The sequence below is a fragment of the uncultured Alistipes sp. genome, assembly GCF_963931675.1.
Classification (GTDB): domain Bacteria; phylum Bacteroidota; class Bacteroidia; order Bacteroidales; family Rikenellaceae; genus Alistipes.
Window position 1 is genome coordinate 2,838,225 of record NZ_OZ007039.1, and the last position, 17,456, is coordinate 2,855,680.

Annotated in this window: 27 protein-coding genes and 1 other RNA gene; 22 read left to right on the forward strand and 6 right to left on the reverse strand. The window is 50.9% G+C overall.

The annotated features are described in order from the left end of the window. Positions 1-24 precede the first annotated feature (24 nt). Positions 25-427: a transfer-messenger RNA gene (ssrA, locus tag ABGT65_RS12040) on the forward strand. 62 nt (positions 428-489) lie between these two features. Here ssrA and ABGT65_RS12045 read toward each other — a convergent pair. From ABGT65_RS12045 to ABGT65_RS12070, 6 genes are all read right to left on the reverse strand, one after another. Continuing rightward, positions 490-1,785, reverse strand: coding sequence for a tyrosine-type recombinase/integrase (locus ABGT65_RS12045; protein ID WP_346702471.1), 1,296 nt, complete (start codon positions 1,783-1,785; stop codon positions 490-492). Continuing rightward, complete coding sequence (locus ABGT65_RS12050) at positions 1,782-2,393, reverse strand: hypothetical protein (RefSeq protein ID WP_346702473.1); 612 nt, start codon at positions 2,391-2,393, stop codon at positions 1,782-1,784. Before ABGT65_RS12050 ends, ABGT65_RS12045 begins: the two co-directional genes overlap by 4 nt. A gap of 131 nt (positions 2,394-2,524) precedes the next feature. Beyond that, positions 2,525-3,664 (reverse strand): IS481 family transposase, encoded by a 1,140-nt coding sequence (locus ABGT65_RS12055; RefSeq protein WP_346699178.1) that lies wholly within the window; start codon positions 3,662-3,664, stop codon positions 2,525-2,527. Positions 3,665-3,734: 70 nt separating this feature from the next. Next, on the reverse strand, positions 3,735-4,214 hold the full coding sequence (locus ABGT65_RS12060; RefSeq protein ID WP_346702474.1) for a J domain-containing protein: 480 nt from the start codon (positions 4,212-4,214) through the stop codon (positions 3,735-3,737). A 1-nt stretch (position 4,215) separates the two neighbouring features. Next, entirely contained in the window at positions 4,216-4,860 is a 645-nt protein-coding gene (locus tag ABGT65_RS12065) for a S24 family peptidase (RefSeq protein ID WP_346702475.1), read from the reverse strand. Between the two features lie 317 nt (positions 4,861-5,177). Further along, positions 5,178-5,573, reverse strand: coding sequence for a hypothetical protein (locus tag ABGT65_RS12070; protein WP_346702477.1), 396 nt, complete (start codon positions 5,571-5,573; stop codon positions 5,178-5,180). Positions 5,574-5,767: 194 nt separating this feature from the next. On the opposite strand from ABGT65_RS12070, the gene ABGT65_RS12075 reads away from it, so the two are divergent. The 21 genes from ABGT65_RS12075 (at position 5,768) to ABGT65_RS12175 (ending at position 17,328) form a co-directional block, all read left to right on the forward strand. Further along, complete coding sequence (locus ABGT65_RS12075; protein WP_346702479.1) at positions 5,768-5,986, forward strand: hypothetical protein; 219 nt, start codon at positions 5,768-5,770, stop codon at positions 5,984-5,986. A gap of 41 nt (positions 5,987-6,027) precedes the next feature. After that, positions 6,028-6,336, forward strand: coding sequence for a hypothetical protein (locus tag ABGT65_RS12080; RefSeq protein WP_346702480.1), 309 nt, complete (start codon positions 6,028-6,030; stop codon positions 6,334-6,336). Positions 6,337-6,340: 4 nt separating this feature from the next. Further along, a complete protein-coding gene (locus ABGT65_RS12085) occupies positions 6,341-6,649 on the forward strand; it encodes a helix-turn-helix domain-containing protein (protein WP_346702482.1) in 309 nt (102 codons plus the stop codon). A 5-nt stretch (positions 6,650-6,654) separates the two neighbouring features. After that, the gene (locus tag ABGT65_RS12090) at positions 6,655-6,810 is read left to right on the forward strand and encodes a hypothetical protein (RefSeq protein ID WP_346702483.1); all 156 of its coding nucleotides are present in this window, start codon (positions 6,655-6,657) and stop codon (positions 6,808-6,810) included. A 763-nt stretch (positions 6,811-7,573) separates the two neighbouring features. Next, positions 7,574-7,744, forward strand: a complete 171-nt coding sequence (locus ABGT65_RS12095; RefSeq protein ID WP_346702484.1) for a hypothetical protein — start codon at positions 7,574-7,576, stop codon at positions 7,742-7,744. A 1-nt stretch (position 7,745) separates the two neighbouring features. Next, positions 7,746-7,979 (forward strand): helix-turn-helix domain-containing protein, encoded by a 234-nt coding sequence (locus ABGT65_RS12100; RefSeq protein WP_346702485.1) that lies wholly within the window; start codon positions 7,746-7,748, stop codon positions 7,977-7,979. A 433-nt stretch (positions 7,980-8,412) separates the two neighbouring features. Then, the gene (locus tag ABGT65_RS12105; protein WP_346702487.1) at positions 8,413-8,787 is read left to right on the forward strand and encodes a DUF2335 domain-containing protein; all 375 of its coding nucleotides are present in this window, start codon (positions 8,413-8,415) and stop codon (positions 8,785-8,787) included. 247 nt (positions 8,788-9,034) lie between these two features. Next, positions 9,035-9,292 carry a hypothetical protein gene (locus tag ABGT65_RS12110; protein WP_346702489.1) on the forward strand — a complete coding sequence of 86 codons (258 nt, stop codon included), beginning with the start codon at positions 9,035-9,037 and terminating at the stop codon, positions 9,290-9,292. A 2-nt stretch (positions 9,293-9,294) separates the two neighbouring features. Beyond that, positions 9,295-9,426 (forward strand): hypothetical protein, encoded by a 132-nt coding sequence (locus ABGT65_RS12115; protein ID WP_346702491.1) that lies wholly within the window; start codon positions 9,295-9,297, stop codon positions 9,424-9,426. A 2-nt stretch (positions 9,427-9,428) separates the two neighbouring features. After that, positions 9,429-9,863, forward strand: coding sequence for a hypothetical protein (locus ABGT65_RS12120; RefSeq protein WP_346702492.1), 435 nt, complete (start codon positions 9,429-9,431; stop codon positions 9,861-9,863). A gap of 11 nt (positions 9,864-9,874) precedes the next feature. Further along, complete coding sequence (locus tag ABGT65_RS12125; protein ID WP_346702494.1) at positions 9,875-10,285, forward strand: hypothetical protein; 411 nt, start codon at positions 9,875-9,877, stop codon at positions 10,283-10,285. A gap of 4 nt (positions 10,286-10,289) precedes the next feature. After that, positions 10,290-11,417: a PD-(D/E)XK nuclease-like domain-containing protein gene (locus ABGT65_RS12130; protein ID WP_346702496.1), complete on the forward strand. Its 1,128-nt coding sequence runs from the start codon at positions 10,290-10,292 to the stop codon at positions 11,415-11,417. A 21-nt stretch (positions 11,418-11,438) separates the two neighbouring features. Continuing rightward, entirely contained in the window at positions 11,439-12,041 is a 603-nt protein-coding gene (locus tag ABGT65_RS12135; protein WP_346702498.1) for a hypothetical protein, read from the forward strand. Further along, complete coding sequence (locus ABGT65_RS12140; protein ID WP_346702500.1) at positions 12,004-12,267, forward strand: HNH endonuclease; 264 nt, start codon at positions 12,004-12,006, stop codon at positions 12,265-12,267. The genes ABGT65_RS12135 and ABGT65_RS12140 overlap by 38 nt, the downstream gene beginning before the upstream one ends. A 1-nt stretch (position 12,268) precedes the next feature. Beyond that, positions 12,269-13,210 (forward strand): DUF4373 domain-containing protein, encoded by a 942-nt coding sequence (locus ABGT65_RS12145; RefSeq protein ID WP_346702502.1) that lies wholly within the window; start codon positions 12,269-12,271, stop codon positions 13,208-13,210. A gap of 4 nt (positions 13,211-13,214) precedes the next feature. Then, positions 13,215-13,601, forward strand: a complete 387-nt coding sequence (locus ABGT65_RS12150) for a hypothetical protein (RefSeq protein ID WP_346702503.1) — start codon at positions 13,215-13,217, stop codon at positions 13,599-13,601. Continuing rightward, positions 13,598-14,011 (forward strand): hypothetical protein, encoded by a 414-nt coding sequence (locus ABGT65_RS12155; protein ID WP_346702505.1) that lies wholly within the window; start codon positions 13,598-13,600, stop codon positions 14,009-14,011. The genes ABGT65_RS12150 and ABGT65_RS12155 overlap by 4 nt, the downstream gene beginning before the upstream one ends. Before the next feature lie 56 nt (positions 14,012-14,067). Beyond that, complete coding sequence (locus tag ABGT65_RS12160) at positions 14,068-14,250, forward strand: hypothetical protein (RefSeq protein WP_346702507.1); 183 nt, start codon at positions 14,068-14,070, stop codon at positions 14,248-14,250. Positions 14,251-14,252: 2 nt separating this feature from the next. Further along, the gene (locus tag ABGT65_RS12165) at positions 14,253-15,119 is read left to right on the forward strand and encodes a DNA adenine methylase (protein WP_346702509.1); all 867 of its coding nucleotides are present in this window, start codon (positions 14,253-14,255) and stop codon (positions 15,117-15,119) included. Between the two features lies 1 nt (position 15,120). After that, positions 15,121-16,620, forward strand: a complete 1,500-nt coding sequence (locus ABGT65_RS12170) for a DNA cytosine methyltransferase (protein ID WP_346702511.1) — start codon at positions 15,121-15,123, stop codon at positions 16,618-16,620. Between the two features lie 375 nt (positions 16,621-16,995). Next, positions 16,996-17,328, forward strand: a complete 333-nt coding sequence (locus ABGT65_RS12175) for a hypothetical protein (RefSeq protein WP_346702513.1) — start codon at positions 16,996-16,998, stop codon at positions 17,326-17,328. Positions 17,329-17,456: the final 128 nt, after the last annotated feature.

A 17,456-nucleotide genomic window follows, 5' to 3' on the forward strand; every position in this document is an offset into this window, starting at 1 on the left:
ACGGTCGACTTCGCCGCAGAATCCGGGGGTGCCCGGTTTTGACAGCAGGCAGAGTTTGATGGTAAGCACGCCGAGCGCTGTGTGGCGGCTCGTAAATCCCGACGCTCGAACTATAAATGGCAATAACAGCTACGCACTCGCTGCCTAATTTTCAAGGAAAATTGGCTTAATCGCCGGAGCCCAGGAGCTTTGGCGACGAGTATCCCGGAGGGCGGTTCCGCTCCTTAACGGCTCTCCATACGGGGTATCATTCATTGGGGGATAGCGCGCCGGAAGTCCCGGCCGGTGTGCGAAAATCAAGGGACTGGGCCTTGCACTGGGTTGCCGCCTGCCAGGTGCGAGGAGAAGGACCAAACGGCGGCTAAGCGTGTAGAAAGCTTTCGGGTTCCCTGTTTGGACGCGGGTTCGACTCCCGCCACCTCCACGAATTAAAATGGTATCTTCTTAAATATTAAGTAGATACCATTTTCTGTTTCACTAACCGTTTCACTATTTGTCGATGCCGGCAAAAAATGGATGTCTGCTCAACATATCGGCATTCTCCTGGGCGGATACCTTTATGTATTTCAAAAACGTGCTCTCTTTGGTGTGCCCAGTTATCTTCATGATGGCGATAGTTGGGACCCCAGATTTGTAAGCGTTCGTCGCAAATGAACGCCGAGCCGTATGTGATGACACCAATTTATATTTGGGCATTACGACTTCTACGTTTCGTCCTCCAACGTTTCTATTTATGAGCACGTCTTTCGTAATACCGGCCATCCGGCACAATTCCTTGATGTGTCCGTTTAACTTCTGATCTGTAATGGTGTCGGACAGGTCGAATCCGCTGTCGATAATCTCCCGGACAACGGGGTGGATAGGGATAACAACCGATGTTCCAGTTTTATGCGTTTTGATTGTAATAAACGTGCCGATATGCGCATCCCTCAGCCGCGAGAAGTCTGACACTCGGAGTCCCGTGTAGCAGCCGATCAGGAATAATCCTCTTGCTCGCTCTAATGCGGCTATCCTCCGGGGTATATTATCCCCTTCTTTGGCCTTTTTCGAGGCGGTATCAGACAATACGGCCTTCTCGATGTCGAGATCATGAATCAGCTTCAGCTCGTCCATGTCGAGATAAACGTTGTCCACAGGATCCTTGGGCGCTATAAAATCCCGGTGATCCGTACCGTGCCCATCGTGGAGGCCGTCGTTATCACGCGATTCTCTGTAAGTCTGTTTGACGATATTTATAACGTTTCCGAAGTAGTTCCGGGAATATCCCTTTTCGTAAAACCAATGCTGGAATCGGTTGTAAAAGTCGATATTAATATCTGTAATGCGGAGCCTACTCCGGGTATATTTCTCAAATTCCCGAAGTTTTCGCAATGCCTGCTCGTATTTTATGACCGTGTGCTTGTCTCTTACCAGAGCGTATCGGGGGATGTATACCGTCTCGATATAATCACAGAAGTAAGCGGTGTTTTCGCTTCCAACTTCATCCCTATCGTCATTCTTCAGCTCCGATATTACCTTTGCAAACTCTTCCGGAGATGGAACTCTTTGTTCAGATTCGAACTTCATGACGGCTTGTCGCCCTATATTCTCCCAATGCTCAATGGCTTCGTTTATCGGCTTACCGTCAAAATTGGCCGTCACCTTCGCGCGGTGTTTCACAGAGCTCCAATACTTCGGCGGGAGGCTTACCCCGATGCTCTTGCGATACTGCTTGCCGTGGAGTGACACAACCATTGCAACGGTAGCTGTGGGCCGCCGTTTATTTACAATTATGAAGGTGATCATTCGGCTTGAGATATGGCCTCCGAAGCTGAGATTAGTTTTTGCAGGCAATCTTCTCCGTATCTCCTTACAAAATGTCCTTCAATAAGATACGTATTGTCTATATAATCATAATATACTCTTACCCCGGTGTCTTTTGTGTACCCTACCAGCGCTATTCCTTTATCTTTCGATATTGCTATTGCCTTGTCTATGTCGTATTCTTTGTAATTGGTGAGACTGTCTGCCTCCGAACGTTCCGATTTATAATCAGAGCGTGTAGTAAATTTTTCAACTGGAGCACTCTTTGACATTATAAATACATATGCTCCGGAGCCTTTTGCTGATACTGTTTGCCACGCAGCTTCGAGTTTCCATCCTCTATATCCAAAATAATTCAGGGCGTCGATTTGGTTGTTAAAAACAATAGGGTTACCATTGCTATCCACTAACCTTAAATCATTATTATTCTTGAAAAGCGAACCATATTCTTGCCCATAGTTAACCGACACCTGAACCTTTTGGGAAAAAGATTTAGGTATAGCCCAGATTTCGATGAAAGAAGTAACATTCTGCGAAAAAGAGGTGCAGAATACCGATGTTGAAATCAATAAAAGTAAAATCTTCTTCATAGTAACTATTTTTTGTTTACAACTCGATTTATATTTGCGATAACACTTATTATGAATATACCGGCGAATACAACAGCTACAAATGTTGAATTGATCTGTAATAGTCAAGACTTGTTCTGACATTTTCTATACTATCGGGCAAAAAAAGTGTCCGATGCCATCTGCGAAGATACGCAACTATTCTCACTCTCACAACCTGGTGAGCCAATAACCTGCTCATCAGGTTGTATTTTCCCTGCATCCTGCAATTGATATCTCCTTGCCACCTCCATTCCTTCGAGGAAAGTCTGCATGGGTGTTTTCCCGAAACAGTATTTCCCGGAGTGCGTCCTTTGCGTGTTATAGGAGTTCATCCAAGTGTCAAGGTCTGCCTGCAGTTGTTCTATCGAGGTGTATATCTTCTTCCTGAAAGCGATGGCGTAGAATTCGTTCTGGACAGTCCTGTTGAAGCGTTCACAGATGCCGTTTGTCTGCGGGCTCTTGGCCTTGATCTTGGAATGGTCTATGTCCTCGATGGCCAGATACAGTTCGTATTCATGTGTTTCCCTGTTTCCGCAGTATTCGGTTCCCCTGTCCGTGAGCATCCTCATCAGTTTCAGGTCATGCTGCTCGAAGAACGGAACCACCCTGTCATTGAGCATGTCCGCCGCCACGAGCGCGTTCTTCCTGTCGTAAAGTTTGGCGAATCCGATTTTGGAATAGGTGTCGATGACCGTCTGCTGGTAAATGTGCCCCACGCCTTTGATATACCCTACATAATAGGTGTCCTGCGCCACAAGGAAGCCTGGATAATAAGTCTCTATTTCCCCGTGTGCCTGTTTCTCCGCCTTGGCTTTTTCCAGCGCGGCCACCTGGTTCTCGTCAAGCACGATGCCTTCCTGCTCCACCTTGGTCGAAAGTGCCTTCAGGCGTTTCTGGAAGGTCTCCATGTCATGCCTGAGCCAGATGGAGCGCACTCCTCCGGGAGATACGAGTATGCCTTTCTTGCGCAGCTCGTTGGATACGCGTACTTGTCCCAAAGCCGGGTTGGCTATGGCCATCTGCACTACAGCCTGCTCTATGCGCTCCTCCACGCGGTTCTTTATCACCGGCTTTTTACGGGAAATCTCCTGCAGGGCCAGTTCTCCGCCCTGCTCGTACAGTTCCTTGAAACGATAAAAACTGTCACGGCTGTATCCCATAATCTTGCAGGCTCGTGACACGTTTCCCAACTGTTGGGACAGCTCAAGCAGTCCCAGTTTGTTCTTGATGACTTTTTCTGATGTGGTCATAACTTAATCTGCTTTTATGTTACAAATCTACTCTTTTTATGCGTAACTGTCAGATTAAGTCTTGACTAATTCAATTGATCCAATCCGCCGCCACCGCTATGACAAGGAATATCATAAAACCCACAACGATGATGCCTCCGATCGTGAGCTGCATATCTTTTCGGTCCTTTTCATGCTGGGCTTTCAACATATCGACCTCTGCACGGAGGCGGCTTATCTCGGCATCACGGCGAGCCACCTCGGCCATCTGCCTGGATATTTCCTTTTGCGCATTCTCCAATGCGCGCCCATATTGAGCTTTCAGTCTTTCTATCTCCGACGCCAATCCATTGATTCCGCTGTCTGTCGTTCTTCGGCTCCTTCTGCGCGTTTTCCCCGGGTTGGCTATGTCGTTGTAGGCTTCATTTATCCGTTTTATAAGATCGTCGAAAAATGGATCTCCGTCGTGTTTGTCGGGATGAAGTTTGCTTACGTACAATTTGTACGCTTTCTTCACCTCCTCCAATGTTGCATTGTCGGACAATCCAAATATTTCGTATGGATCCGTCATATTACAGCTGTCTTCTATTTACTTTCCCTTTCACGAGAAATATTTTCAGAACGCAGTCCCGAGGGACTATCGTGTCGCCGGCATATCTCGGATTCGTGGCCCGGAGGATGAATTTCTGCCTATCTTCTGACAAATATACGTTTTTTATTGTTCGCAGGTTGTCGCAATCGGCATTCGTGATGACGAGATACGGCTCGCCCCAAAGCATCGAATCGACATTGCGAATCTCTCGGACCAGAATCACCTCCCCGGGGTAGAAGTCTGGGATCATACTGTCACCGTATACGGGGAATGCGGCGTCGCAGTCGTTCAGTGGCGGGAAGTTGATATAGTATTGCACCTCTTCGCGCACGTCGTGGAACGATTCGGTTATGGACGCCGTCACGTCCATGTCGTAGTATGGTATTCCTTTCTCATCGGGGACCAAGGCCGCCGATTTCAGCATCTGTCCTTCTCCCGTCTGCAACCATACGATATTGAGTTCGGGATATACTTTGGATATTTTCGCCAAATTATCGGCCCGAATGCTGTCTCCTACATTGTTTGCAAAACCACGAGACACACCAATGCGTTCAGCGAACTTCGCTTGTCCAATACCCAGGTATTTCAAAAATTCTTTGAGCCTTGATTTAACGGTGGAGCCCATTGCATAAAATATTTATGTATATTTGTAAAAACAAACCATTAAATTATGATTCTTACTCTTGTTATTGCCGTTGCTTTCGGATCTATTTTCGCAGCCATCATAGAACGGTGGCTATGAGATATTTTATTTAAAAATTAAGAGTATCCATCAAATCATCAACATTATGAGTACATTGAACAAGATTATCGATTTCGCCCGGCACATTCGGTATAAAAAGAAACATCATATAAATCTGACAGAACAAGAAAAAGATGATGCTGATTTCTTATTGTCGTGCGTCTTCTCTACCATATCATTGATCGGGTCTATTATCGTACTTATTTTAACGTTCTTATAAATGCCCAAATAGACAATACAATCGATATGGTGGATATGATATAGGGATACCATCTTGTAGAAAAGTCAAAAATATCCTTCCTATCCCTTGCTTTCTGCGCCTTGTGCCTTATCTTCTGCTCCTTGTTAATGGCGGTTATGTATTTGACATAGCCGCCGTTTTTGCATATTTCACGAGTCTTTGCATTCGCTCCCCATCCGGCGCCTACCTGATCTAAAAGTCCCGAATCCACTATTTCGCGTTCTATATCATCCTTTTCAGAATCAGACAGCACACGGCCAGCCACGCTATCGGCCAAAACGCCTATATCCTGATAATATCCACGGGCTTCCACACATTTGAAAAGGATAGCGTTAATTATATCGTTTAATTCCATATCTGACAATCAACCATTTATAAAATAGCATAAAATAATTATGCAAAATAATTTGTTTGCATAGAATATTTATGTATATTTGCACTGTCCGGACGAACGTACTACAAAAGTACGCGGGTTCGGACAAAAGCAACTGTAAAGATTTACAAAAATTTCGACAAAAGCAAATGATTGAGACTGTTTCTGAGAGTACGATGCCTACAACCGCATTTGCAAAAGGCATAAGAGAACTCGCTGCGAAAGATCGGCTGAAGGCCGCAAGGGTCCGCGAGGCCATAACCATGGCGACCGGTGTCCGCCGCTCGCAGTATTTCGAGCGACAGAACGGCAACGTGCCTCTGTCGCCCGCAGAGAAGAAGGTAGTAGGCCAGATATTCCGCCGCTACCGGATAACCGACCCCTGGGGCGTATGAAATGTGATGCCGACATACTGTCTCGGGCAGAGACCCGAGTGATGCAGGCTGTTATCAATACGAAAGGCGGCAATATAACACGGATAGCGGCATCTCTGCACGTCACGTATCAGGCCGTGGCCAATACGCTGTCGGTGATGTACGACAAGTTGCAGGGAGAATTAGACGGGAATCGAACGATTCAGGCGCTGGTTGTCTGGTATTACAGGTTCGAGATAGGGCGTCGCATCGGGGCCGCCTGCCTGCTGGGTTTGTTCTGCGCCTACACCTTCGGAGGCGGAGAGTTTGAGCGAGCGGCACGCCGGACACGACGCAGTCGTCGGGAGGTTGAATATGTAATCGAAGCATAATATCATGACTGCATACGAGGCATTTGAGCACTATTCGCAACTGGAGGCGAAATGCGCAGCTCAGGAGGAGTTGCTTTCGCACAGCGTAGACGTGAGGCGGTTCGACGGCATAGGGATGACAACCAAAGAAGCTGCCCGATACCTTGACATGCGTCCGAGCACGGTTCGGGATTATGTCAAGCGCGGACTTCTGGTCCTGCATCCGGATTCTACCGACGCAAAGATTGTGGTAAAAGCCTCGGACGTGCTGTCGAAGACGAAAGAGCAGCTTCGCCGTGCGAAGAGAAGATTGAAGTGGCACTTGAAAGACTGACATCTATGACAATGACAGAACGCTGGCCCCACCGGGGCGATGAAATCCAGGTGTTTGACCTGACGCCGGAGGAGGCATACCGGCAGAACCGGAAAGATAACCGGACGCGCCGATGGGCGATTATCCGATGCACGATCCGGCGGTGGCTGGGAATGAAATAGCAATCCGGGTGTGTGGTGGAACAATGAGATACACGGGAATCTGAAGCGGTCGAACGCAAAAGGACTGGTCAAAACAGTTGAGAGGTTGGAAATCCTCGTACCGGTCGCCCAAAACCGCATGGCAGGGATGCCGATCGGGTAATAAGATCAAGAGACGTAACGTCGTTCCCCGGTCAATCGACAATTAAAAGCGTTGCAGGTGCAAGTCCTGCCACACCCTCAGATAGCCACCCGACGAGGTGAGGGGTCTATCGCTGGCAATAACCCCACAGCAAAGCGATGAGGCAGTCGGAGCCGATACCATTCCGACCAACGCTGGCGACGTATACGTCAGGCGTGCGGACGCTTTGAAGATTCCGCCGCAAGTAAGCAAATAGCCGAAATGCGCGAACAACCGGCACAGGTTCCGAAGCTGCGATGATATGAGCGGTTAGGACCACCGGGAGAAATCGACAATACCATTATACCCGGTGTGGCTTGACCGCCTATCCGGGTGCAAACCAAAACTACAAAAACATGTACGTATACAAATGGATTGAAGGCGAGAAGGAAATGATCGACTTCTGCCTGAAACGCTTTAAGATGAAGCCTCACTTCTGCGAAACGATCGGTCACTGCGGGACTGCGACCATTCACATGATCTACAAATACAGAGATGTGAATGACACAAGTAAGGGATGCGCGCAGATGTTCTTCCTATTCATGGAGCACCCTGCTGGGAAAATTGGATGCATGGACCTGGACAAAATAGAACGATGGACCTATGAAGAAATCAGAGCTGATCGAACTTCTCTTGTCAAGTGACGAGGAGGAAGTGTTTGTCGAGATCGACGGATGGCAGCACGAGATAGAAATTGGGCACGTAGAAGAAGCCTTCGATGGATTTGACGAGGTGTTTCCAGCGTCGATAAGTTTGAAAGCAAAAAACAGTTGATATGGTACGAAACCCACAACGCGAAATCCTCGCCTACCTGCTGGCTGGCGGGAGGCTGACGGTACAGAAGGCAATACAGATGTTCGATACAACGGAACTGCGACGAATCGTATCCCGGCTGAAAGACCGGGGATTCCCCGTTATCGCCGATAAACAATACGGCGAGACGAAAACGGGCCGACGGGTACGGTTTAACGAGTACCGTATGGGTCAAGACCTTGGCAGCTTACAATAGCCGGTCAATTCGCAAACTTACCATTTCCGCCGCCATCCGTGAGGACCGCGGCGGTTCCGCTCCAATCATGCCCGACGGGGTAGGGGCGGTTTAGAGGGCCTTTTGTTGGAAAGCCGACAGGGGTGTCCCCTTCCGGTCCCATGTTCGATTCCGGGAGGCCCGCAACTTTGACTACAAGTATGGCAAAACTGTTTATGCGTTACAAACAATTAAACAAATGTTTTGCCGTTATACAAAAAAAACATATTTTTGCATCAACAAGGGATTTGCTTTATGAAACGATTTTTTATCATATTCATTGATAGCGTCCTGTATTTCTTCTCCAGCGGAGAGAATCCTATAGAGAAATATCAGAAGATGCGGCGTCAAAAATCCGATTCGGAAAATATGGCGCAGGATTGGGTAAATGTGGGAAATGATATAAGACGTGCTTATGAAAACTACAAATCCTGTTGAAAGAAATTCCCAGTTAGTACAGGTTGAACAGCCTTATTCGGGCCCTCTTCCTCGTCCAGAGGATTTAGCCAAGTACGATCAGATTGTGCCCGGAGCTGCGGAACGCATTATAAATATGGCAGAGAAGGAAATGGATCATCGACATAAAACCGATGACAAAACGACGAAAAATGTCGTAAGAGTTACTCTGCTGGGTATTATTTTCGCTTTCATATCTGTGCTGATTCTATCGGGTTTGGTAGGATATGCCTTATATAAGGGGTTTGATTCCGTGGCAGCCTCTATTGCTGTCGGGTCTATCGCCGCTGTTGCAGGAGTATTCATATTTTTCAAATCCAAACAACGGAGATAAATATCAGCATTATAAGTACGGAACCGAGGTTTTTCCTCGGTTTTTTCGTTTTATTTTTTGCCAATTCAAAATGAATCGCTATATTTGCCATTGCCAAACAACTGCAATACGCAGCTAACAAGTACATACGAAGCTCTTTTGGGCGTGTTCCCGTAGCACTTCTACTCTGCGTAGTTGTGGTTGTTTGGCGACAATAGGGGGCACGCCCTCTTTTTATACATACGTCAAACAAACTTGTGTTCTACAAATGCCAAACAACAACACAAGTGGGACCCGGGTACAAGGTACCCCGACCACGTCTTACACGCGGCTCACGAAAGCCGAACTGGTTGCCATCATCAACGGCAACGTCATGAATCATCCCCTCTCCTTCGAGGAGTTCTACCGCTGCGCAATTGCCGCTGTTTCGAAATGGTGCCACCAGGTTCGGAACTGCAATTTCGCCTGCACCGACAGCGTCAAGTCGACGCTCGACAGCCTGCATCACATCTACAAGAATCTCTGACTATGGCAAGCCTCGTAACCTTGCTGCTGTGGCTGGGAGCCATAGCAGCGGTGTTCGGGATCGTGTATTCCGACAAGCGCATCTACAACGCCGTGGATGCCATTCTCAACCGTATTTTCGAAAAATTCGACTGACCATGAACACACAGAACCAACCAGTAGAATCGCTCTGGTATTATCCCAGCGAGTACATCACGGGCCGTGAATCGAATATCCCGAGATCGACGGCCGAATTCTGCCTCAAAGAACAGACGATTGAGGAATTCTGGCGCAATGCGGTGAAGGCTATCGACCAGATGTCGGACAGCGACAAGGACGGTGTGGTTTACACCAGCGACGGGATCGGGGTGTTTCTCGGGCCGTGGGACATCGACATCCGGCACAACTACAAGTGGACGGAGGAGCGGGGCGGATATACCTATATGGGGATCTGGGAGCCGTATGCCGAACTTGCCGAGAGCTTCGAGGTAGTCGGCGCCCACGACTACGACAACGACGTCGAGCTGCACAGGGTTGTCCGGCTGCTCAACCAATACTACAAGGATAACGAGAACATTTTGTTGAACCGATAAAAATCAGAATTATGGAAAACACGAACATGAATGCCGTAGCAACGGTAGATTTCCGCAACCTTCCCGACCTCTCGAAAGCAGAGCCCGAACCGATCGAAATGTCGGGCGAATACTGGACGCCCGAAAAGGAGGGTGAGACCCGCCGATTGTTCTTCGTGGGGCTGAACATGGAGAACGTAGTCGAAATGGAGACAGGCGAAACCCGCGAGCTGTTGGTGGCCCAGTTTGCCGAGCACGTCAACGGAGATCTTCGCGCCGTACGCAACGGATCGCGCCGCCTGGTGGGGATCTTCGAGTCGTTTCAGGCGTCGATCAAACCGGGCGATGCATTCGAGATCACCTACCTGGGCAAGAAGAAGAACTCGACGAACAGCTACAAGTCCGACAACTGGAGCGTCAAGCGGCTTGTCATCAAGAAATAGTGTGATGGAGGTAGGTTTTCAGACATACGATCTTTCGGAGGCGACTGTAACGGGCGAGGAACTTTGCCCGTTGCAGTTCGACCGGACGGAGTACACGCCTTTTGAGGAGTTCATCCACCGCCTCGATAACCTTCCCGAGAAACCACGCCGCGTATACAACTATGCGCTGGCGGTCAACGGAAGGGTAGCCAACGATCGGATGGAGACGTACCTCAAAGCGGCAGGAGAAAGTTCCTCGCTGCTGAAGGAGGCGTTGAAGTCTCCGCGGCACTATCTGATCGCCCGCAATGAGGAGATCGCGCCGCGCGATGTCCGACACTTCGAGCTGGGGACGTTCGCACATGAAGCAATACTCGAACCCCGTCGGTTCGAAAAGGTCGTGGTGAAACCCAAGGCCGACCGTGGAACCATCCGCGGGTGTGTCGAGTTGATCCGATTCTTTTCCGATCTGTTGAATATACCGCAGGTTGAGATCGACCCGTCATGGAAGCTGCCGACGCTCAAAGGGATGGCCGCGGACATGGAAGCTCAATGCGAAAAGGCCGGGTACACGCTGATCGACCGCACGTATTACGACATCATCCGGGCCATGAAGGTATCGTTCAATACCTACGGCGGCGGCATTCTCCCGCGGATCATGCCATACGTGAAGACCGAGACGTCTATGTACGGGTGCGATACGTCGACGGGCCTCAAAGTGAAGATTCGACCAGACGGACTGCTCCTCGAAGAGAACTTCGGCGTGAATGCCATTCTGTCGGTGAAGACCACCAATGCGACCTCCGTCGAGGCATTCATGCGGGACTGCGCGAAGTACCGCTACGAACTGGCCGAGGGAATGTATCTGAAAGTCGCCGGTGAGATCACGGGCCGCGAGTTCACCGCCACGCTGATGGTCATGGCCCAGACGGTGCTTCCGTTCCAGGTGGCGGTGTTCTACTGGGACGCCGAGGATCTGCAGGTCGGCAAGTACAAGTACGCGCAAGCGCTCGACATCGTGAAGCAATGTCGGGCCGCCGATACATGGCCGGGATTCGATGCCAAGGCCGAAGAGGGCGCACACGGGATCATCCAGTGCAAGTTGCCCGACTACATTAAGGCGAAATTGCTGCCGCAATATCTTTCCGAATAACCAAATCCAATTCACAACACCATGATTGATTTGAAAAACTATGTTCCGGAACATCCGGAATTCAAACTGCCGAAAAACGTATCGTTCCCGAAGGTGATCTTCGAGGGTGCCAAGAACATGGACGAAATCCGCAAGCAGTTGTCGGGTAAGTTCATCGCCGAAAGTACGCCGGGTGTGAAGGCTTTCCGCTTGCTCGATGCATACGAACGAGCCTCGATCCGCGCCAACTACTCCGAGTTGATGGAGGACGAGCAGCCGAAACTGGAGGACGCACTCGCGGAGGTGGAGGCACAATGCAAGGCCATCATCAAAGAGGCCAAAGACAAACTGCAGGCCGTGACAACGCAGATCCGAGATCTCGTATATCAGGTAAAGCGCGGTGACAAGGAGGTCGACCTCCCGGGAGAATCGACGATGCGCATGGCCCTGTGCGGGTACTATCTGTATTACGCCTGGATCGACGGGAAATTCCAGTTGTGCCGGGTAGACAAGATCCCGTCGTGGGATGAGCAGAGTCTCTTCGCCAATCTTGAGACCAACAAGCAGGCATTCCTCGAAGTGTTGGGTATCGACATGAACGAGACGTATGAGCAGGCTTCAGCACCGTCCGGGACGGAAGAGTAACTATGTGAAGAAGCTGCAGAGCAAGGAATGGCAGGAGGTGTGCCGCCGGGTGAGACTCCGCGACGGCCACCGCTGCCAGATCTGCGGCAGGAGCTATTCACTGGAAATTCACCATACGACATACTACGACGACACGGGTATGTCGATCGTAGGCCGCGAGGCTGACTTCCTGGATAAACTGATCACTCTCTGCGAAGAGTGTCACCGAAAAGTACATCGAAAATGACATGGCAAGACCCAACAAGACAGGATTAGACTATTTCCCGTTGGATGTTGACTTCTTTGCCGACGAAAAGATCGCAGCCATATCCGGAGAATTTGGGATCAAGGGCGAAATCACGGTCATCAAGCTGCTTTGTGCGGTATACCGGAACGGATACTTCATACTGTGGAATGAGCCGCTGAAATACAAACTGCTCCGTGATCTCCCGGGTGTGAGTCCTGAATTGATCGACCAAATTGTAAACCGCTTGGTCAGGTGGGGATTCTTCGACGAATCCCTGTTTGACTCGGTGAAGGTTCTGACGAGTCGAGGCATTCAGAAGCGATTCTTCTCCATAACCCGCAGACGCGGATTGCCGCATGACGCAAAGTATCTGTTAGCAGAAAATGGGTGCAATGGAGTTATTGACGACAATAACCCAGCCGCAACTGAATTATTGACGGCAAAAACCCCACAAAGTAAAGTAAAGAAAAGAATAATATCTACTACGACGACTACCGCGCGCGAGGATTTGGACGATTCCAATGATTCGGTAAATGACTTTTCTGCAACCCCCGAAAAAGGTTGCGCGGAAAAAGTCCCCCCGCAGGTGCCGCCGGGAACATACTCGCTGGTACCGATCGACGAACTGGCCGCGTGGATGAAGTCCGAAACGGCATGGATAGAGCAGCTTTGCATCAACCTGCACAAGGATCCGGAGTACGTGAAACGCAGGATCGACGAGTTCGCAGCGCATTGCGCCAACAACGGCGAGACGGCCAAAGACAAGGGCGACTGCAAACGGCACTTCAACAACTGGCTGCGGAAGGTAGAAAATCAACCGAACAACAACTACACAAATGGCAAACGAACCTACAACAAGACAGAACCCCCAAGCGCCGACGAGCTTGACCGCGCCATTGCGGAAGGATTCGCTCGCGCTCACACTCGCCAGGAATGGGAGTAGTGAGGTGTCCGTATTCGGATCGACGCCCGCCACGGTGATGCAGATCCGGCAGAGCGTGCACAAGCTTTCCGTGGCATTCCCGCAGATGAGCCAGGATTTCTTCAACCTGCTGGTCGAGCGCATTGTCAAGACGAATATGTCGTCCCGGCGGCTTGAATACGCCGTGAACCGGGTGCTCGACACGTTCACCTACAAGCAGCTCACGATAGCCGACATTTTGAGCATAGACGTCCGGTGCCGGATATTGTCCTACTCCGAAATGTGCAACGAGGCCGCCCGCCGCAATGCATCCACCGACGATTACGCGCCTGTCCGCATCGGAGGGTCAGATAAGCCCGGCTGGGTGCTGAAGGTCGACAAGGCGAGATACAATATCCCCGACGAGCTATGAAGTACATCGGGATAGACCCGGGCAAGAAAACCGGATTTGCAATTTGGGATCACGACGCCAGGTATCTGGCCGAGGTGACCACGGTGTCCATCACTCAGGCGATGGAGAAGGTCCGCATGATGGCCGACATCCTGGGTCGTGAGAACATCCGCCTGTTCATCGAGGATGCCCGGCAAAGGACGTGGTTCGGGAACAGCGGACCCGAGAAGTGGAAGGGCGCAGGGAGCATCTGCCGGGACAGCACGATATGGGATGACTTCTGCCGTGAGCTGGGCGTGGAGTACGTCATGGTCGCCCCGCGTCACAATACGACGAAGTTGAAGGCGGCACAATTCAAGACGATCACCAAATGGCAAGGCAGGACTGACGAACACGCAAGGGATGCCGCCATGTTAATTTTCGGGCGGTAAATTTCGACGATCTATCCCGGCGTGGATAGTTCTACTTTGGAAAAGTAATCGAAAATATGAAACCCAAAGAGTTTTTCGACAAGGTTTGCCGGATGCGCAAGGCGCAGAAGGAGTATTTCCGCACCCGGTCGGGGCGGGCACTCTCTGACAGCAAGAGGTTAGAGAAGAAGATCGACGACGAGATCGAGCGGGTGAACAAGGTGGTGGAGGCAAAGAATAACCCGAAAATGGAATTTTGAATATGTCAGGTAACAAAAATAAAAAGATTGCATTCAACTACTTCGGTGGAAAGTTTACATGGACCGAATACCTCTATGCGAACTTTCCCGTGGGTTTTACGCATTTGATCGATCTGTTCGCCGGGTCGATGGTAGTGTCGCTAAACTATCACGGGAATGTGATTCGCACGGCAAACGAGATCAACGGCGAAATCACCAATTTCTTCACGCAGCTTCGAGATCACGAAGAGGAACTCGTCAGGGCCTTGCGGCTGACCCCTTACTCGGAAGTAGAGTTTGACAATAGTTGGGTGGCAGAAGATGCAGAGATCTCCGATTTGGAAAAGGCTCGTCGATTCTACGTTCGCGTGCGGCAATCCTTCTTCGGACTGGGTGCGCAGCGTCAAAAGAAAGGCTGGCACATGGCGAAACAGCAGGTCCGGGCACAGGCTGGCGAGGGCGTGTCCCGCTGGAAAAATGCCGTCGAAAAATTGCATGAAGTAGCTGCAGAGATTCGCAACAATTTCCAAATTATGAACTGCGACTACATGACCGCGATTGATCGAATTGACTTCCCAGGGGCCTTCTTCTACTGCGATCCTCCGTATCCGCAAGAGTGTCGGAACTCTCGAAATGATTACCGCTATGAATTTTCGGTGGAAGATCATGAGCGCTTGGCGGATCGACTTCACCACATTGATGGGCTGGCTATGGTCAGCAGCTACGACTGCAATCTCACCAATCGATTGTATGCCGACTGGTACAAAGTCAAGTTTCCGTTCAAGAGGACCAATATCCGGAGCGGCATTGTAAACGGATCGGGTACTCTGATGCAGGAGTGCATTTGGATGAATTACGAGCCGCAAGCACAGACTCTGAAACTCTTTTGATATGGCAGCCGAACTCCTCTACATCGACCTGTTCTGCGGGGCCGGAGGTACCTCGACGGGTATCGAACGTGCTCGCCTCAATGAGCGGAAGTGCGCCCGGGTGATTGCCTGCGTGAACCACGACGCGAACGCGATTCTGTCGCACGCGGCCAACCATCCGCACACCCGACACTTCACCGAGGACATCCGCACGCTCGACCTCGGTCCCCTGAAGGCGCACACGACCGCCGAGCGCATGAAGAACCCCGACGCGAAGGTCGTGCTATGGGCGTCGCTCGAATGCACGAACCACTCACGGGCCAAAGGCGGCATGTCGCGCGATGCCGACAGCCGGACGCTGGCCGAGCATTTGTTCCGCTACATCGAGGTGCTGCGGCCCGACTATATTCAGATCGAGAACGTCGTCGAGTTCATGGAGTGGGGCCCGCTGCGGGTGAAGGTTGTTCGCGATCCGGAGACCGGTGCCGAGAGCTGCCCGCTCGACATCAAGCACGACCGCAAGCGGAAACAGACGACGGTCGCTCCCGTCTGGATCCCGGATCCCGAACGGAAGGGAACCCTCTACCGCAAATGGGTAGAGGAGGTATGTGCCCGCGGCTATCGGTTCGACCATCGCGTCCTGAACTCGGCCGACTTCGGCGCCTACACCTCGCGGGTCCGCTACTTCGGGCTATTCGCCCGGGTCGGCCTGCCGATGGTGTGGCCCCAGCCGACACACGCTCGGAAACCGACGGCCGATCTGTTCGGAGGCTCGCTGAAACCTTGGCGTGCCGTGCGCGACGTACTGGATTTCGACGACCGGGGCGAGTCGATCTTCACGCGCCGCAAGCCGCTCGTCGATGCCACGCTCGACCGGATCCACGCCGGGCTGGTGAAGTTCGTGGCCGGAGGTCAGGACGCCTTCCTCGTGAAGTGGAACTCGGTGAACGGAAAGACCGGGAAATACATCGCCCCGGATCTCGATGCCCCGTGCCCGACGGTCGCCACGCAGAACCGCCTCGGCGTGGCCCGCGTAAACTTCCTGTCGAAGCAGTTCGGCGGAGATCCGCAGAGCAAGAACATCGGCGTCGACGGTCCGGCCGGGACTCTGACGACGGTCGACCATCACGCCTTTGTCTCGGCCTACTACGGCAACGGTTACAACTCGTCGATCGACAGCCCGGCGCCGACCCTCACGACGAAGGATCGCTTCCAGGTGGTGCGGCCGTTCTTTGAAGGTCACTGTATTGCCTGGGCGGTCCGCGCGGATGACACCCCGGCGATGCGGCGCATCAAGGAGTTCTGCGCGCTGTACGGTATTGTCGACGTGACGATGCGGATGCTGCGGATCTCCGAGATGAAGCGCATCCAGGGATTCGGTGACGACTACGTGCTGGTCGGCACCCAGGAGGAACAGAAGAAGTACCTCGGCAACGCCGTGGTGACGCAGGTAGCTACGGCGATGTGCGAGGCGCTGGCCAGAGCCCTTTCGGAACAGACGGCGGGGCGGGTCGCATCATAAAAACCAAAAATCGAGGAATATGAAAATACTTTACCTGCCGCTCAAAAAGGAGTGGTATGAAATGATCGAGCGGGGCGAAAAGCTACCGCCGAGGAGACTGAGAATTTCTTAAAAAGATAGGAAAATGAAAAATGTTATAACACACGGATCAAAGTATGGTAAATCCATATACAGCCGTAAATGTTCGCGATGCGGATGCGTGTTTGAATTTGATAGGGGAGATATTGATAAAGTTTTTTATGACCATCGAGATGGATGCACTTATTGGTATATTGAATGTCCCGAGTGTGGTGATAAAACGGGATTCCCCGAAATAAAACCGATAAGAGTTGAATTGGTAGAATAGCGAGATTCTCGCAAAACCTCTAAATAATTATGAAAACGATAAAAGAAATAGCCATTGAGAAGATACCTGACGCTTTCGACCCCGATGAAATACTTCCAGCAAGAGAAGGCCATTTGGTGAATATTGAAAGGAGAGGATTCATTGAAGGAGCTGCTTTCGTGAAGCAAGACCTAACACGCTGGCACGACCCGGAGGAGTTTCCGGAGACGGACGTCGAGGTGCTGGTAAAAATAGACACGCTGCGCAACAAATACGACATTATGAAGCATAACCAGCACGGATGGTGGCAGAAGGCCCCGGGCGGCGGATGGTGTGCGCCAAAGTACAAGCCGATCGGATGGCGGCATATTCACGAACTATAACAGCGTACGATATGGAAACGTGCGATGAATGCGCAAACTATGAATGCGACAACTTTGATGGGGTAGGATGGTGTAATCTTAACAAGGCTATGGTGCTACACGATGATCCTGCCTGCAAAGAATTTCGG

What these genes read in the sequence shown, in the direction of transcription:
- ABGT65_RS12125 (WP_346702494.1), top strand. Translation starts at nt 9,875, where the DNA reads ATGGAAAACACGAACATGAATGCCGTAGCAACGGTAGATTTCCGCAAC.
- ABGT65_RS12090 (WP_346702483.1), top strand. Translation starts at nt 6,655, where the DNA reads ATGACAATGACAGAACGCTGGCCCCACCGGGGCGATGAAATCCAGGTG.
- ABGT65_RS12095 (WP_346702484.1), top strand. Translation starts at nt 7,574, where the DNA reads ATGAAGAAATCAGAGCTGATCGAACTTCTCTTGTCAAGTGACGAGGAG.
- ABGT65_RS12120 (WP_346702492.1), top strand. Translation starts at nt 9,429, where the DNA reads ATGAACACACAGAACCAACCAGTAGAATCGCTCTGGTATTATCCCAGC.
- ABGT65_RS12135 (WP_346702498.1), top strand. Translation starts at nt 11,439, where the DNA reads ATGATTGATTTGAAAAACTATGTTCCGGAACATCCGGAATTCAAACTG.
- ABGT65_RS12055 (WP_346699178.1), bottom strand. Translation starts at nt 3,664, where the DNA reads ATGACCACATCAGAAAAAGTCATCAAGAACAAACTGGGACTGCTTGAG.
- ABGT65_RS12080 (WP_346702480.1), top strand. Translation starts at nt 6,028, where the DNA reads ATGCAGGCTGTTATCAATACGAAAGGCGGCAATATAACACGGATAGCG.
- ABGT65_RS12085 (WP_346702482.1), top strand. Translation starts at nt 6,341, where the DNA reads ATGACTGCATACGAGGCATTTGAGCACTATTCGCAACTGGAGGCGAAA.
- ABGT65_RS12160 (WP_346702507.1), top strand. Translation starts at nt 14,068, where the DNA reads ATGAAACCCAAAGAGTTTTTCGACAAGGTTTGCCGGATGCGCAAGGCG.
- ABGT65_RS12105 (WP_346702487.1), top strand. Translation starts at nt 8,413, where the DNA reads ATGAAAACTACAAATCCTGTTGAAAGAAATTCCCAGTTAGTACAGGTT.
- ABGT65_RS12115 (WP_346702491.1), top strand. Translation starts at nt 9,295, where the DNA reads ATGGCAAGCCTCGTAACCTTGCTGCTGTGGCTGGGAGCCATAGCAGCG.
- ABGT65_RS12110 (WP_346702489.1), top strand. Translation starts at nt 9,035, where the DNA reads ATGCCAAACAACAACACAAGTGGGACCCGGGTACAAGGTACCCCGACC.
- ABGT65_RS12100 (WP_346702485.1), top strand. Translation starts at nt 7,746, where the DNA reads ATGGTACGAAACCCACAACGCGAAATCCTCGCCTACCTGCTGGCTGGC.
- ABGT65_RS12075 (WP_346702479.1), top strand. Translation starts at nt 5,768, where the DNA reads ATGCCTACAACCGCATTTGCAAAAGGCATAAGAGAACTCGCTGCGAAA.
- ABGT65_RS12155 (WP_346702505.1), top strand. Translation starts at nt 13,598, where the DNA reads ATGAAGTACATCGGGATAGACCCGGGCAAGAAAACCGGATTTGCAATT.
- ABGT65_RS12130 (WP_346702496.1), top strand. Translation starts at nt 10,290, where the DNA reads ATGGAGGTAGGTTTTCAGACATACGATCTTTCGGAGGCGACTGTAACG.
- ABGT65_RS12145 (WP_346702502.1), top strand. Translation starts at nt 12,269, where the DNA reads ATGGCAAGACCCAACAAGACAGGATTAGACTATTTCCCGTTGGATGTT.
- ABGT65_RS12140 (WP_346702500.1), top strand. Translation starts at nt 12,004, where the DNA reads ATGAGCAGGCTTCAGCACCGTCCGGGACGGAAGAGTAACTATGTGAAG.
- ABGT65_RS12170 (WP_346702511.1), top strand. Translation starts at nt 15,121, where the DNA reads ATGGCAGCCGAACTCCTCTACATCGACCTGTTCTGCGGGGCCGGAGGT.
- ABGT65_RS12070 (WP_346702477.1), bottom strand. Translation starts at nt 5,573, where the DNA reads ATGGAATTAAACGATATAATTAACGCTATCCTTTTCAAATGTGTGGAA.
- ABGT65_RS12175 (WP_346702513.1), top strand. Translation starts at nt 16,996, where the DNA reads ATGAAAACGATAAAAGAAATAGCCATTGAGAAGATACCTGACGCTTTC.
- ABGT65_RS12165 (WP_346702509.1), top strand. Translation starts at nt 14,253, where the DNA reads ATGTCAGGTAACAAAAATAAAAAGATTGCATTCAACTACTTCGGTGGA.
- ABGT65_RS12065 (WP_346702475.1), bottom strand. Translation starts at nt 4,860, where the DNA reads ATGGGCTCCACCGTTAAATCAAGGCTCAAAGAATTTTTGAAATACCTG.
- ABGT65_RS12060 (WP_346702474.1), bottom strand. Translation starts at nt 4,214, where the DNA reads ATGACGGATCCATACGAAATATTTGGATTGTCCGACAATGCAACATTG.
- ABGT65_RS12050 (WP_346702473.1), bottom strand. Translation starts at nt 2,393, where the DNA reads ATGAAGAAGATTTTACTTTTATTGATTTCAACATCGGTATTCTGCACC.
- ABGT65_RS12045 (WP_346702471.1), bottom strand. Translation starts at nt 1,785, where the DNA reads ATGATCACCTTCATAATTGTAAATAAACGGCGGCCCACAGCTACCGTT.